Source organism: Methylobacterium sp. TK26, from assembly GCF_055361565.1.
The window spans coordinates 700604-713534 of record NZ_CM143965.1; the positions used below are offsets into that span (position 1 = coordinate 700604).

The 12931-nt window shown below is 67.9% G+C and carries 14 protein-coding genes; 9 read left to right on the forward strand and 5 right to left on the reverse strand.

What is annotated here, in order from left to right:
* Position 1: 1 nt before the first annotated feature.
* The gene (gene sctJ / locus ACXJ1Y_RS03525) at positions 2 to 811 is read right to left on the reverse strand and encodes a type III secretion system inner membrane ring lipoprotein SctJ (RefSeq protein WP_463848778.1); all 810 of its coding nucleotides are present in this window, start codon (positions 809 to 811) and stop codon (positions 2 to 4) included.
* A gap of 10 nt (positions 812 to 821) precedes the next feature.
* On the reverse strand, positions 822 to 1139 hold the full coding sequence (locus tag ACXJ1Y_RS03530; protein ID WP_463848779.1) for a nodulation protein NolB: 318 nt from the start codon (positions 1137 to 1139) through the stop codon (positions 822 to 824).
* Positions 1140 to 1199: 60 nt separating this feature from the next.
* Here ACXJ1Y_RS03530 and ACXJ1Y_RS03535 point away from each other — a divergent pair, with 60 nt between their 5' ends.
* Positions 1200 to 2546: an FHIPEP family type III secretion protein gene (locus ACXJ1Y_RS03535; protein WP_463848780.1), complete on the forward strand. Its 1347-nt coding sequence runs from the start codon at positions 1200 to 1202 to the stop codon at positions 2544 to 2546.
* Between the two features lie 12 nt (positions 2547 to 2558).
* Here ACXJ1Y_RS03535 and ACXJ1Y_RS03540 read toward each other — a convergent pair whose 3' ends face one another.
* The 3 genes from ACXJ1Y_RS03540 to ACXJ1Y_RS03550 all read right to left on the reverse strand — a co-directional run bounded on the left by ACXJ1Y_RS03540 (position 2559) and on the right by ACXJ1Y_RS03550 (position 4815).
* Positions 2559 to 3416 (reverse strand): response regulator, encoded by an 858-nt coding sequence (locus tag ACXJ1Y_RS03540; protein WP_463848781.1) that lies wholly within the window; start codon positions 3414 to 3416, stop codon positions 2559 to 2561.
* A 256-nt stretch (positions 3417 to 3672) separates the two neighbouring features.
* On the reverse strand, positions 3673 to 4485 hold the full coding sequence (locus ACXJ1Y_RS03545; protein WP_463848782.1) for a DUF1521 domain-containing protein: 813 nt from the start codon (positions 4483 to 4485) through the stop codon (positions 3673 to 3675).
* Positions 4486 to 4587: 102 nt separating this feature from the next.
* Positions 4588 to 4815, reverse strand: a complete 228-nt coding sequence (locus ACXJ1Y_RS03550) for a hypothetical protein (protein WP_463848783.1) — start codon at positions 4813 to 4815, stop codon at positions 4588 to 4590.
* Between the two features lie 315 nt (positions 4816 to 5130).
* On the opposite strand from ACXJ1Y_RS03550, the gene ACXJ1Y_RS03555 reads away from it, so the two are divergent.
* The 8 genes from ACXJ1Y_RS03555 to ACXJ1Y_RS03590 all read left to right on the forward strand — a co-directional run bounded on the left by ACXJ1Y_RS03555 (position 5131) and on the right by ACXJ1Y_RS03590 (position 12735).
* A complete protein-coding gene (locus tag ACXJ1Y_RS03555) occupies positions 5131 to 6408 on the forward strand; it encodes a hypothetical protein (protein ID WP_463848784.1) in 1278 nt (425 codons plus the stop codon).
* Positions 6402 to 6899, forward strand: coding sequence for a hypothetical protein (locus ACXJ1Y_RS03560; RefSeq protein WP_463848785.1), 498 nt, complete (start codon positions 6402 to 6404; stop codon positions 6897 to 6899). Before ACXJ1Y_RS03555 ends, ACXJ1Y_RS03560 begins: the two co-directional genes overlap by 7 nt.
* Before the next feature lie 9 nt (positions 6900 to 6908).
* Positions 6909 to 8552, forward strand: coding sequence for a radical SAM protein (locus ACXJ1Y_RS03565; protein WP_463848786.1), 1644 nt, complete (start codon positions 6909 to 6911; stop codon positions 8550 to 8552).
* Complete coding sequence (locus ACXJ1Y_RS03570) at positions 8549 to 9448, forward strand: hypothetical protein (protein ID WP_463848787.1); 900 nt, start codon at positions 8549 to 8551, stop codon at positions 9446 to 9448. Before ACXJ1Y_RS03565 ends, ACXJ1Y_RS03570 begins: the two co-directional genes overlap by 4 nt.
* Positions 9445 to 9804: a YybH family protein gene (locus tag ACXJ1Y_RS03575; RefSeq protein WP_463848788.1), complete on the forward strand. Its 360-nt coding sequence runs from the start codon at positions 9445 to 9447 to the stop codon at positions 9802 to 9804. Before ACXJ1Y_RS03570 ends, ACXJ1Y_RS03575 begins: the two co-directional genes overlap by 4 nt.
* A 166-nt stretch (positions 9805 to 9970) precedes the next feature.
* Positions 9971 to 11536 (forward strand): type II and III secretion system protein family protein, encoded by a 1566-nt coding sequence (locus ACXJ1Y_RS03580; RefSeq protein ID WP_463848789.1) that lies wholly within the window; start codon positions 9971 to 9973, stop codon positions 11534 to 11536.
* On the forward strand, positions 11533 to 12159 hold the full coding sequence (locus tag ACXJ1Y_RS03585) for a CpaD family pilus assembly lipoprotein (RefSeq protein ID WP_463848790.1): 627 nt from the start codon (positions 11533 to 11535) through the stop codon (positions 12157 to 12159). The genes ACXJ1Y_RS03580 and ACXJ1Y_RS03585 overlap by 4 nt, the downstream gene beginning before the upstream one ends.
* 69 nt (positions 12160 to 12228) lie before the next feature.
* Positions 12229 to 12735 carry a copper chaperone PCu(A)C gene (locus tag ACXJ1Y_RS03590; RefSeq protein WP_463848791.1) on the forward strand — a complete coding sequence of 169 codons (507 nt, stop codon included), beginning with the start codon at positions 12229 to 12231 and terminating at the stop codon, positions 12733 to 12735.
* Positions 12736 to 12931: the final 196 nt, after the last annotated feature.

Consider the following 12931-nt stretch of genomic DNA (forward strand, 5'->3'; position numbering starts at 1 on the left):
CTCAACCGCTCGCATCGGCGATCAAACCCTGCACCGGGGGAGCGTCGAGCTGGGGGCCCTCCGCACGGTTGCGGCGGCGAAGGAACCAGAAGGCGCCGCCCGCGAGGGCGAGCAGGATCACCGCCCCGGCCGCGAGGGCGAGGACGAGGACCGGATCGAGCCCCCCCACGGGGCGCTCCCGCAGGGGCGCCTCGTGGTCGATCGGGGGCCGCTCCACGGGAACGAACACCACCGAGACCTTCTCGTAGTTCAGCCCCTCGATGCTGTTGGCCACCAGCATCTTGATCTGCGGCAGCAGCGCCCTCACCGGCACCGCTTGGTCGTAGCGGATGAAGACGGAAGCGGAGGAGGGCGTGGAATCCTGCTTCAGCAGGTCGTTCCTCGGCAGGACCACATGGATCCGCGCGGAGAGCACGCCATCGATGCCGGAGACGGTCTTCGAGAGCTCCTGGCTGAGGGCGTAGATGTAGCGCGCCCGCTCCTCCGTGGGCGAGGCGACGAGGCCCCCGCCCTTGAAGACCTCGCCCATGCTGGCGAAACTCGGCTGCGGGTAGCCGGCCGCCTTCAGGATCTCGACGGCCTGGGCGAAGCGGGTCTGCTCCACCTGGACGGTGCTGGTTCCGTCCTTCACGCCAATGCGGGCGGCGTCGATCCCCCGGTCGAGGAGCAGCGCGACCATCTCGTTGGCCTCGCGCTCCGAGAGCTTGGTGTAGAGGTCGGTCTTGCAGGCGCCGAGCGCCAGCGCCAGCGCCACGAGCAGCGTGGCCCGGCGCAGGTGCCGGGTTCGGCCGGAACCGGTCGGTCGCGTCATCGCCATGCGCTCAACCGGAGGACAGGAGCTTGTTGAGCGAGCCGGTGAAGCTGCTCGTGGTCTTCGTGACGAGGGAGACCTGCACCACCTGGCCGCTCATCTGCCGGAGCTGGTCCATCATCCCATCGAAGCTCGGCCCCCCGCCCTCGCCGGGCGGGCCGGGGAGGGCCGTGGCGGCGGCGCCCCGCTGCAGGGTGTCGAGCCGGTCGAGCACATGGTGGCCGAGGGAGAGGCCGTCGATGGGCGGCGACGCGCTGACCTCCGTCACGATCCGCGGGCGCAGCGACGCCTCCGCCGGGCCGCCGAGCCGGGCCGTCTGCGCGGGCACGGGCGCGGGCGCCTCGGGGGGCGCCGGCCGGAAGGCCTCGAAAGCCTCCGCGCTGCTCGTTTGAGACGCGCCACCGGGCGCGGGCATCGCCCCGCCGAGACCCGCCGCAATCGACTCGATCGCCATACCGCCGACATCGCGGATCAGCTCATCTCCGATCCCCGCGCGCTGCGCCTCGCGGCGGCGGTGCTGCTGGGCATGGCGGCCGTGCCCGGCTTTCCCACGCCGGTCTTCCTGATCCTCGCTTGCCTGTTCGCGGCGGCGAGCGTCTGGCTCACGCCCAAGAAGAATTCGGCCGCAGAAGCCGAGATCGTCGAGGAGCCCGCGCGCGTGACGAAACCCGCCCTGCCGGCCGAAGTCGCTCCCGTCATGATGCACCTCGCGCCCAGCCTCATCGCCGAGATCGGCACGGCGGCTCTCACCCGCGCCATCGCGCGTCTGCGTGCGGCGGCCTCCACCGATCTCGGCGTGGCGATCCCCGAGGTGGGGTCCACGGTCGACCCCGACCTGGCCGAGGGCGACTTCCGCATCGATATCGAGGGCGTCCCCGTGGAGAGCGGCCACATCCTCCCCGGCCAGTTGCTGTTCGCCGACGATTTCGCCAACCTCGAATTGTCCGGCATCCCTCACACCAGGGAGGCGGGCGCGGAGGGGCCGATCTGGATCGAGGCCGCCCACCGGGCGAGCCTCGATGAGGCCGGCATCGGCTATCTCGATGCCGGGGGGGGCGTCGGCACGCGCCTGCGCAGCGTCCTCGTCCGCTACACCGGCCGGTTCGTCGGCATCCAGGAGACGCGCACCCTCCTCGCCAGGATGGAGGCGGGCTACGGCGACCTCGTGAAGGAGGTTCTACGCTCCGTTCCGGTCCCGCGCATCGCGGAGGTGATCCGCCGTCTGGTCGAAGAGGGGATTCCCGTTCGCAACACGCGGTTGCTGCTCGAAGCCTTCGCCGAGTGGGGCGAGCGCGAGGCCAATCCGCTTCTCCTCGCGGAATACGTGCGCACCGGGTTGAAACGGCAGATCTGCTACCGGCACGCGAACGCGCACAAGGTGGTCGCGGCCTATGTCTTCGAGCGCGAGGCCGAGGAGACGATCCGCTCCGCCGTGCGCGACACCGCCGTCGGCCCGTATCTCGTCCTCGAAGACCACGCCTCCGAAGCGCTGCTCTCGCAGATGCGAGCGTTCCAGGAGAAGGCCGCCCACCGGACCGGTGAAGCCGAAATCGGGCGCCCCGTGGTGCTGGCTGCCCTCGATCTCCGCCGCTTCGTGCGCGGGTTCCTCTCCCGCAACGGCATCGACATTCCGGTCCTGTCGTATCAGGACCTTGCCGAAGAGTTCTCCGTGCGTCCGGTGAGTTCGATCAGCCTCGTGCGGCCGGGACGGCACGAGGCGCTCGCGGCCGGTTGAGGCCGCGCGTCGTCAGCTGAACTGGGTCATGCTCAGGGCGAGGGCCGCAGCGAGGGCGGCAACCTGCGCCTCCGGCTTCGGCATGGCTGCGCCCGAGCCCGCGCTGACGGGAAAGGCGCCGTCATTCCGCGACGACAAGGCGGCCGCGACCTTCGCCGCCAGAACCACCGCCTTGGGAATCTGGATCGGCGCATCGTCCTCGCTCTCCAGCACGTAGCCGGTGCCGCGCACGGTGCGAACCTTCGCCGTGGCCCCCGCCCCCTGGAGATGGCTGCGCAGACGGTAGATGCCGACCTCGATGGCGTTGGAGGACACGTCATCCTCGAAGCTGTAGAGGCCTTCCTCAAGGACCCCCTTCGTCACGGTCTTGCCGGCCCGGCGGATCAACATCTCGAGGATGCAGGTCTCCCGGCGCGGCAGGCGCATCCGCTTGCCCGCAATGCGGACCTCCCGGATCACGGAATCGAACTCCACGTTCCCCGCCCGCAGGACCGATCCCAGCGTCGAGGCGGGCCGGCGCAGGACGGCGCGGATGCGGGCCACCAGCTCGTCCATGGGGATCGGCTTGAGGATGTAGTCGTCCGCCCCCGCGTTCAGCCCCTCGACACGGTGCCAGACCGCACCGCGCTCGGCGGTGACGATCAGGATCGGCGCCGTGCTCCCCGCCCGGCGCTGCTCGCGGACCCAGTCGAGACCGTCGCCATCCGGCAGAACCCGTTCGGTGAGGATCGCATCGTAGGGGGCGACACCCGTCGCATCCCGCGCGGCGTCGATTGTCCGCACAGTATCGACGACGAAACCCTTGCCGCGCAATGCATCCGCAATCGACTTCGTGCAAGCACGGTCGACGTCAACGATCAAGACTCTCATGGATTGTCCGAGCAACGTCTAGTTGTTGCAGCCCAGGAATGCCGGAATTGGCCCCGTAACAAGCCTCGCGATACGCGGCATATGTGTCGGATTGTTAACGTTTTAGAAAAAGTTTGCGCGGAAAGAGCCTACGAATACACGTGCTGATGTGTTTTGCCGGCATTGGATTTGAAATGCGGACTTCACAGCTTAAAAAAAGGGACGGAACGGCTGAGCCGTCCCGTCCCGACGCCCGTGTCGACTTGCGACGACGGCGCTATAACCAGGCAAGAGGATGAAGTTCTAACTCATTTTTTTTTTCATCGCTGGTTCCGTCCCAGTTATGCTCCGATTCATTGATGTATTGTTGGGTGATATCGTGACCGCCCGGGGTCTTCCAGGTCTTGCTGCTCTCGTCCTCGACAAACGTAAAGGCGCCATCGAGGGTCCGTCGGTCGAGCGCGACCCCATCGTCGGACTGCCGGACCGTGAGGTTGTTCTTGCCGTCGATATCGCCGGCGATGCCGGACACTTCCATGGCCTTGTCGTCCTGGGTGATCAAGAGCTTCGACGTGTAGGTCTTATCACCGCCATTTCCGATCGTATCGAGGGTGATCTTGATACCATCCGCCAGTTGGAGGCTCATCCCCTTGTGGAAGTCGACCTCATTCTTGCCATCAGCCCCGAAGTCAACGTGGGGATCGCCCCAGATATTCGTCTTCTGGCCAGTGAAGTTATTCACTAGCATGACCGATTCATCTTTTTCGGCGATCTTGAGGGTGTAATGATTGCCGAGGTGGATTTCGCCAGCCCCGTCCTTCACGTCGCTCGTCCAGACGCCGTTCGACGAATCACGGCTCTTGGCCTCCGTGGTCGCAGGGGCCTCCGTGGCGACCTGATTGTTCGCCACCTGGCTCGCGGCAGGCGCCACATTCGTATTCGTGGAATGCTGTTGGTTGTTGCCGGCCGGGGGATTGGCATCCCGAATAAATTCCATCTGCCCGGCGATGTTGTCGAGCATGGAGTTCTTCTGCGTTGCCGGCAGGGTCGAATCGGCGACTTGGCCTGCCAGCTCCTTGTAACCGTTCATGAGGCCCGCAGGGCTGCTCTGTGAGGCGCTGGTCTGATGGGCGGCCTGGGCGACCTCGGCTTGAGGCGTGTACGATGTGGTTGTGCTCTGAGAGGCCGCCGCTTAGCCAGCCGCGAAGCCATCGATGAGCGCCAGCTTCTCCTGCGGATCGATGGTTTGGGCAATACGCCCCAAGAAAGGATCCACGGGGGCAGCATGCGCGCCAGCACTCTGGGCCGCCACAAAAGCATTCTGAAATTGTGCTGCCTGGACCGTATTGTCGGCCGTTGACGCCGCCGCTACCGTAGATCCCGACGAATTTACATTATCTATCATGATTCCCTCTGTCATTCATTGGTTCGGGAGCCAGCCAAATCTCGGGGCGCGCCGAAAGTCACTTCCCGGACATGGTCGTCCGAGCGGCATTCAGCCCTGGATACCTCCAGCTCAACGCGGGATGTAGGAATGCAAGCTTTCGTAAACCTGACGGCTCGAACGAATGGCGGGATCGGCTGATCGAAGGGAGCCGAGCGGGAGCCCCCCCGGCGAGAGCAAAGATTCAGTCAGATGGACGTCAGGTCAGCGACCTATGGGTCCTGACATTGACCTCGTCCGCTGAAGGCCGGTGTCGAATCCGATTGCTCTCATCGAAGAAGCGAAAGAAACATGGCGGTCAAAATCGATTCGCCGCGTCTGCCTGCTGGCACTGTTCTGCCGCCCTGTGGCGCGGACCTGCCGAAGTCGCAGGAGAGTTGGTCGTCCACGCTGGCGAACGCAAGTATCTGCGGCGCGGACATGCTGCCGTCCGGTGAGGCCGGCGTCGAACACAAGACTCACGGTTCCCTCTGCGGAGCGAAGGAGAGCAGCCACTCGACCTGCGCGATGAAGCAGAGCTTCGCGTGCGGCGCCAATGCCGGAACCTTGACTTCCTGCGCGGCAGCCATGGATCTCGTCTGCGCCGTCAAAGCCGCCGCGGAGACAGCGTGCGAAGCCAAGCTGGGCATCTGTGCAACGGATGTCGGCATGGACAGCTTCTGTGGAGCCGATGCCGGGGCTTGCGGCGCGAAGGGCGGGGTCGACACGGCCTGTGGCCTCAAGATGAGCGGCTGCGGCGCGAATGCCGGGGCGCTCACCCTCTGCGGAGCCGACGCCGGCGCCTGCGGCGCGAATGCTGGCTACTTATCGGCCTGCGGCGCGAAGGCATCGGTCTGCGGCGAGAACGTGGGCGGCGCCGGCGCATGCGGGGCGAACTTCGGTATGTGCGGAACGAAGTTCGGCATGGGCAAGCTCTGCGGCGTGGACGCGAGCATCTGTGCCGCGAAGACCAGCATGCCGGCGACCTGCGGCGTCGACGTGAAGCTCGGCGGGGCGAGCGTCCAGGCTGTCGCCTGCGGTACGGATATCGGGGTCTGCGGCGTGGACGCGCAAGCGGGTGCGTGCGGCGCGAACGTGGGGGCCTGCGGTGCGGACGTCACCGTCGGGACCTGCGGCGCGGATGCCAGGCTGTGTGGCGCGGACGTCGAAGCCGTCGCCTGCGGCGCCAATGTGGGGGCGTGCGGCGTGGACGCCGTCGCCGAGATCTGCGGTGAGGCGGCGAGAGTTTGCGGCGCGAATGCTGAGGCGGAGATCTGCGGGGCCAACGCGAATGCCTGCGGCGCGAATGCTGAGGCGGAGATCTGCGGGGCCGACGCGAATGTCTGCGGCGCGAATGCTGAGGCGGAGGTCTGCGGGGCCAACGCGGATATGTGCGGCGCCGACGCTCACGTGGGAGTCTGCGGTGCGGATGCCGTGGTCTGCGCCGTGAAGGCTGGCGGAGAGGCCTGCGGAGTCGATGTCGGGGCCTGTGCCGTCGATGCGGGAGGCGCGTGCGGGGTCAACGTCAAGAACGGCGACCCCTTCTCCTGCTGCCTCATCAACGTCATTCCGTTTCTGCCGTCATGCTGATCATCGACAAGCAACACAGCGCAGCGAGGCTCAGCCTCGCGGAGATCACCGCCCCCGGTCGCGGTTACGTCTCGGACCCGGACGCCTTCGCGGGTTTCGTCACCGGGCTAAAGCTGGAATCCTGGATTCTCGCCGAGCCCGCCTGGCGCACCGCCCCCGGTCGAGCCGGCGCTCCCTACTTCGCGACGCTGATGCATGGCGCGGTCCCGCGCTTCTACGATGCCGCCCACCTCGAAACGCTGGGCGGGCGCTTCGCCCTGCGCATCGCGGGACTGAACGGACGGGGTGATTTCACGGTGACCGTCATGAACCGCCGGGTTCTGACGCTCTCCGGCCTGCCCCATGACGCGGAGACGGGGCAGCCCGTCATCGACGCCGAGATCCGCGCCGAGGCCTTCCTGGCCCTGTGCAACGATCTGCTCGCCGAACTCGCACAGACCACGCTGGACCGGCTCGCCATGGCCCGGGCCGCACGGGCGCAAGCCGCCTGAGGAGGAACCATGCTCGATTTCGACGCCAAAGATTCGCAGGTTTCGACCGCCGATCTCCCGCCACAGGCCGACGCTCTCGAAGCGGCCGCACGGCAGACCCTCCGCCGCCTGCCGCCGCCTGCCGGCGAGACGGCACGCTACAGGACCTCGCGCTACGACATCACCGTCCGGCTGGCCGACGGAGCCAGCCTGCTGTTCAACAGCCGCACACGCTCCCTGATCCTCCTCTCCGCCGGGGAGAGCGCGGCCTATGCCGGCTTGGCGGGGCTGGGCGTGTTCGGCGATGACCACGTCACCGATCCCCTGCTGCTGCGGGTGCTCATCGGCGGCGGCCACGTGGTGAGCGAGGCCGTCGACGAGTTGGCGGTCGTGCGGGCGGAGTATGAATCGGCCCGGCATGCCCCCAACAGCCTGTCGCTGACGGTGGCGCCCACGATGGCCTGCAACTTCGCGTGCGGATACTGCTTCCAGGGCCAGCACAAGCCCTCGAAGAAGATGACGCCGGAGGTGCAGGATGCGATCATCGATTTCGTGAAGTCTCGTCGGGATCTCAAGTCCCTGAACGTGGTCTGGTATGGCGGCGAACCGCTGATGGGGCGGGATGCGATCTTCCGCCTGTCCGATCTTCTGATCGCCTATTGCGACAAGAACGGCATCGCCTACCGGGCCGGGATCGTCTCCAACGCGTGGTTCCTCACCGCCGAGGTGGCGGCCCAACTCTATGCTCGCCGGGTCCAATGGGTGCAGGTCACCATCGACGGCGACCGCGAGACCCACGACACGATGCGCCCCCTGACCTCCGGCGGGGGGACCTTCGACCGCATCCTCGACAACATCGAGCAGACCCTCGACACCACGGCCCTGTCGATCCAGACGCGGGTCAACGTCGGACAGAGCAACGTCGACCGCGCCGCCGCCATGCTGGACGATTTCGCCGCCCGGCGGCTCGCGCAGCGCGGCCGGTTCGGCGTGTATTTCTCGCCGATCGAGGCCTCCACTCCCGAGAGCGGCAGCGCCTTCGAGGAGCGGCTGTCGCGGGCCGAGTTCAACCGGCAGGTCCTGGCCCTGGAGGGCCGGGCGCGCGAACTCGGCTTCGCCGGAATCCAGACTCCCTCGAGCGGCTTCATGGGCCTGTGCGTCGCCGCCTCGAAGGGGGGCTACGTGATCGCGGGCAATGGCGACGTCCACAAGTGCTGGGAGACGGCCCACGATCCGTCCAAGCGCACGGGAAGCATCTTCACGCCCGACACGCTGCACGAGAGCGTCAACGCCACCCTGTGGGAGCAGTGGACGCCCTTCGACAACGCGATCTGCTCCGCGTGTAAGATCCTGCCCCTATGCGGCGGCCACTGCGCGCATCGGTTCATCTACAACAACCCGGACGATACGGCGTTGCCCTGCCCGAGTTGGAAGTGGAACACGGCCGATTACCTCTTCAGCCGTGCGAAGACTCTGGGCGTCGTCACGCAGGACCAGTGGCTCCCCGAGGAAGCCACCGTGGACGCCAAGCAATCCGGCGAGCGACAGTCGCCGGAGTCGCTGCGGGCTTCCCAGACCGTGGTGCTGGAGAAAGTGAGCCGCCTCCACGGGCGTCCGTTCGATCGGGCCATGATGCTGGCCGGCGAGGCGGCCCTCGAGGTCACCCCATCATGAATGCGCCCGTATCCACCGCCGCCTTCCAGGCCGAACGGTTCGACACCCTCGTGATGCGCGCCTTCGCGGCGGAGCCGAGCCGGCATACGCGGGACCGCCTGATCGCCGAGGTCCGTTCCGGGCGGCACGACGGGCTCTTGCTGCGCGCGGCGGAGGGCCTGGACAGCCTGCCCGAGGCCGAGGAACGGCGCGCGGCAATCAACACGATCGACTTCGCCTTCGAACCGCTGGTGCTTCCCAGCCTGTCGCTCGCCCAGGCCCAGGCCTATTGCACGGGCGTGGAGCGGAGCCTGCGACTGGGCGATGCGAGCGGCCTCGACAGGCCCGGCCCCCTCTGGGTGGACACGGTCCATCATGCCTGCGTCTTCTCGGTCCTGTTCCAGTTCTCGGCGCATCTCGCGCAGGTCCGGTCCTGCGACCGCATCGTGCTCCTGCACCAGGGCGCGCGGCCCGAGCCACGTCTGGGGGTCGTCGCGAATCTTGCAGCGCGGCTGCTCCGGGTACAGCCCGTGAGCCTGCCCCTGCGCGGGGCATGGTTCAAGGATCTCGCGGCTATCGCCACGCCGCGGACCCTGATCTTCTCGATGGCCGACATGCCCGCGCTGGCTTTCCCAGCGGCGTCGCGGCGTACGCCGGCACAGGTGGACCTGTTCACCGCCGAGGGCATCCACCGCCGGGTCGATGTGGTCGCCGGCTCCGCCGTCCTCGCCAAGCGGCTGGGCGCGAACCACCTCGTGCTCGACTATCCGCAGCCCGACCGGATCCGCCTGTCGCCCTACGATGCCGGTCGCCCTCCGACCTGCCCGCTGGTGGATTGGGTATTCTGGCCGATCCTCGTGGGGGCTCACCCTGCGGGAATGGCTTCCGTCACGTCAGCAAGCGAGATCCGGCCATGAAGACGAATATTCAGACCTTGGCCAACGGCTGGAGCACCGCCTTCAATTCCGGGCGCATCGATGACTTGGTCGCCTACTATGCCGCCGACGCCCATGTCTTCCCGCCGGGACGCCCCATTCTGACGGGCGTGACCGCCTTGCGCATCTACTTCAACGGCGTTCGCGCTCAGGGCTTTCAGGACTACCGCGTCCGGATCGACGACATCCTCAACGAAAGCGGCCTGACCGTGGCGACCGGGCGATGGGAGATCACCGGCCCCGGCCAGGACGGCTTCGCCCGACGCTACGACGGAAACTGGCTGATCGGGCTGCCTAAACAAGCGTCCGGCAAGATCGCCCTGCAGATGTGGAACTGACGCTGGCACCTCACAATCGAGCGTAGCATAGCCGCGCCGATTGCCCGCTTGTCGCGAACTTACTTGAACTTACGCTGAAATGGCATCTCAATAAACACGACTACATCGCGAACAGTGCCCGATACGCCACACATGCCCGTCGGCAATCGTTTAAGATCCGTGAAGGATGCAAGGCATCGGAGTGGCCCAGTCGGCGATGTGGATGGTGGGAGCAGGCGGAGGGCGGGGGGCTGCCTTCGCCCTGAGATGCGCGGCCCTGACCCTCGCCCTCCTGACGGGAGCCGCCGCCGATCCCGCGCCCACCGCCCCCACGCCGGGCTGGGAGAGCGTGGCCATCGCGATCAAGGTGCATCCGAAGGCCGAAAAGCCCGAGCAGCCCTCGGGGGGCGGCGGCCCGCCGCCGGAGCGGCCAACAGAGACGCCCGATGGGGGGCTGGCGGTGCCCGCGCGGGGGGACATCGCCCTGAACATCTCGCGGGGCCAAACCCTGCGGCTCACACGCCCGGCCAGCTCGATCTTCGTCGCGGACCCGGCCATCGCCGACATCCAGACGCCGTCGAACCAGGTCGTCTTCGTATTCGGCAAGAAGGCGGGGCACACCAGCCTGTTCGCCCTCGACGCCTTGGGCGAGCCCATCGCCGAGTACGGCGTGGCGGTGACGCCGCCCATCGAGGATCTGCGCGGCCTCCTGCGCACCGAGATCGGGGACGAGCGGATCAACGTCGCCTACACGCCGAACGGCGCGGTGCTCAGCGGCAGCCTGCCCAATGCCGCCCTGGTCGAGAGCGCGAAGGCGATCACCGCCCAGTTCCTCGGCGCGGGTGCGACCGTGACGAACCGCCTGCGCGTGTCGGGGGCCTTGCAGGTGAACCTGCAGGTGCGCGTTGCGGAGGTCCGCCGCAGCGTGCTCAAGGAATTCGGCATCAACATCAACGCGCGCACCCATGCGGGCGCGGTCGGCTTCACGGTGGTCTCGGGCGGGCGCGGCGCCGCGTCCGAGACGCGAAGCTCCGGGCGCACCAACTCCCTGGGCATCAGCTATTCCGACGGCATCAACAGCGTGTCGGCGACCCTCGACGCCCTGGCCGAATCGGGGCTCGTGACCATCCTCGCCGAGCCGAACCTCACCGCCATCTCCGGCGAGAAGGCGAGCTTCCTCGCGGGCGGCGAAATCCCGATCCCCGTGGCGCAGGCCTTGGGCCAGACCTCCGTGCAGTTCCGCCGCTTCGGCGCGAGCCTCGAATTCCAGCCGACCGTGCTGTCGAACAACCTCATCAACATCCACGTCCGGCCGGAGGTGAGCGAGATCACCCCGGCCAACGGCATCGAAATGAACGGGGTGAACATCCCCGGCCTCACCACGCGCTCGGCGGACACGGTGGTGGAACTGGCGAGTGGCCAAAGCTTCGCCATCGGCGGCCTCATCCGCAGGACCTTCGGCACCAACATCGGCACCATGCCGGGCATCGGGGACATCCCGATCCTCGGGGCCCTGTTCCGCTCGAGCGCCTTCCAGAAGGAGGAGACCGAGTTGGTGATCATCGTCACCCCCACCATCGTGCGGGCGGCCTATGGCCCGCAGGCCCTCGAAGCCCCCACGGACCGGCTCGCGCCGCCGACCGATGCCGGCCGCGTCCTGCTCAACACCCAGTCGAAGGCGCCCGCGAAACGCCGGGCGCCGCGCAAGGGTTCGGTGGGGCTCACGGGCGATGCGGGGCTCGGCGTGCCATGAACGGCGCCCCCCTGAGAACCGCCCTCGCGGCGCTCGCCGCCCTGTCCGCCCTCGCGGGCTGCAAGCCCGTCACCCTCCCGCCGCCGGTGACGGGCGGCGACGGGCAGGAAATCCTCGTCGAGGCGGTGCCGACCCGCATCCTCGTCGGGCGCGGCGGCATCCCCCTGGGGCGTCTCGCGGGCGCCCTCGGCGCGGCCGCGCGGGGGCGGTTCGATGCCCTGCATCTCACGCTCTATGGCCGGGACAGGGGGAGCCTGCGGGCGGTGATCGCGGTCGCCCGGCGGGCGGGCGTCGACCCGCTGAAGATCCACGTCGTGCCGGGATCGGGCCCGCCCGGTTCGGTGGAGGTGATCGCCGCGCGCTTCGCCGCGCTGGCGCCGGTCTGCCCGTCGCTGGCCATCGTCGAGCCCTCGCTCAACGACAACGATTTCGAGCCGACCCTCGGCTGCTCCACCCGCCGCAACCTCGCGGCGATGGTCAACGACCCCGCCGACCTCCTCGGCTCGGACGCCGTGGTGCCGAGCGACGGGGCCTACGCGGCGCGGGGCATCGAGCGCTACCGCGACACCAAGGCCACCCTCGGCCAGCGGGATGCCCACGCACCGGGCAGCCCGCAACCCTGACGCGCGTTGACCCGTCGGCGAGCCGACCTGTACGCATCCGCGCGGCTACCCCTTACGGAGAGACCATCCATGCGTGCCACCGCCCGAGTCGTGCTGCTCTGCCTTTCGCCGCTCCTGGCGGGCGCGGCCGCTGCCGAGGATTTCACCGCCGGCTCCCTCACGATCGGCCAGCCCTGGTCGCGGGCGACGCCGAACGGCGCCAAGGTCGCGGGCGGCTACCTGACCGTCACCAACACCGGGTCCGAGCCCGACACCCTGACCGGCGGCACCTTCGCGGAGGCCGGCAGCGTCGAGATCCACTCCATGTCCATGGAGGGCGGCGTGATGAAGATGGCCCCGGTGGAGAGCGGCCTCGTCGTGAAGCCGGGCGAGACGGTGACGCTCAAGCCCGGCGGCTACCACCTGATGTTCCTCGGCCTGAAGGATCCGCTGAAGAAGGGCGAGTCCGTGAAGGGCACCCTGACCTTCGCCAAGGCCGGCTCCGTGCCGGTGACGTTCAGCGTCGAGGCCCTGGCCGCCAAGGCGCCGGGCGCCGCCGGCGGCGAGATGGACCACGGCAAGGGACATCATCACTGAGGCGTCGCGGGACCGTGGCCCGATCCGGGACCACGGTCTTCACGCCCGATGATTGCAACTTTTATTCTACATCTCGATAGATATACAATCGAAGTACAGCCACGAACCGTCAGTCATCGCGTCAAAACCGTCTTGGCGCGGGCTAAATCCTGCGCTAGGGCGCATTCGGCTCCCTGCGGAGCCGTCGCACTCATGG

Coding starts and splice junctions, on each gene's coding strand:
- ACXJ1Y_RS03585 (WP_463848790.1), top strand. CDS start 11,533: ATGAACGGCGCCCCCCTGAGAACCGCCCTCGCGGCGCTCGCCGCCCTG.
- ACXJ1Y_RS03540 (WP_463848781.1), bottom strand. CDS start 3,416: ATGAGAGTCTTGATCGTTGACGTCGACCGTGCTTGCACGAAGTCGATT.
- ACXJ1Y_RS03575 (WP_463848788.1), top strand. CDS start 9,445: ATGAAGACGAATATTCAGACCTTGGCCAACGGCTGGAGCACCGCCTTC.
- ACXJ1Y_RS03570 (WP_463848787.1), top strand. CDS start 8,549: ATGAATGCGCCCGTATCCACCGCCGCCTTCCAGGCCGAACGGTTCGAC.
- ACXJ1Y_RS03550 (WP_463848783.1), bottom strand. CDS start 4,815: ATGACAGAGGGAATCATGATAGATAATGTAAATTCGTCGGGATCTACG.
- ACXJ1Y_RS03565 (WP_463848786.1), top strand. CDS start 6,909: ATGCTCGATTTCGACGCCAAAGATTCGCAGGTTTCGACCGCCGATCTC.
- ACXJ1Y_RS03545 (WP_463848782.1), bottom strand. CDS start 4,485: ATGAACGGTTACAAGGAGCTGGCAGGCCAAGTCGCCGATTCGACCCTG.
- ACXJ1Y_RS03555 (WP_463848784.1), top strand. CDS start 5,131: ATGGCGGTCAAAATCGATTCGCCGCGTCTGCCTGCTGGCACTGTTCTG.
- ACXJ1Y_RS03590 (WP_463848791.1), top strand. CDS start 12,229: ATGCGTGCCACCGCCCGAGTCGTGCTGCTCTGCCTTTCGCCGCTCCTG.
- ACXJ1Y_RS03580 (WP_463848789.1), top strand. CDS start 9,971: ATGCAAGGCATCGGAGTGGCCCAGTCGGCGATGTGGATGGTGGGAGCA.
- sctJ (WP_463848778.1), bottom strand. CDS start 811: ATGACGCGACCGACCGGTTCCGGCCGAACCCGGCACCTGCGCCGGGCC.
- ACXJ1Y_RS03560 (WP_463848785.1), top strand. CDS start 6,402: ATGCTGATCATCGACAAGCAACACAGCGCAGCGAGGCTCAGCCTCGCG.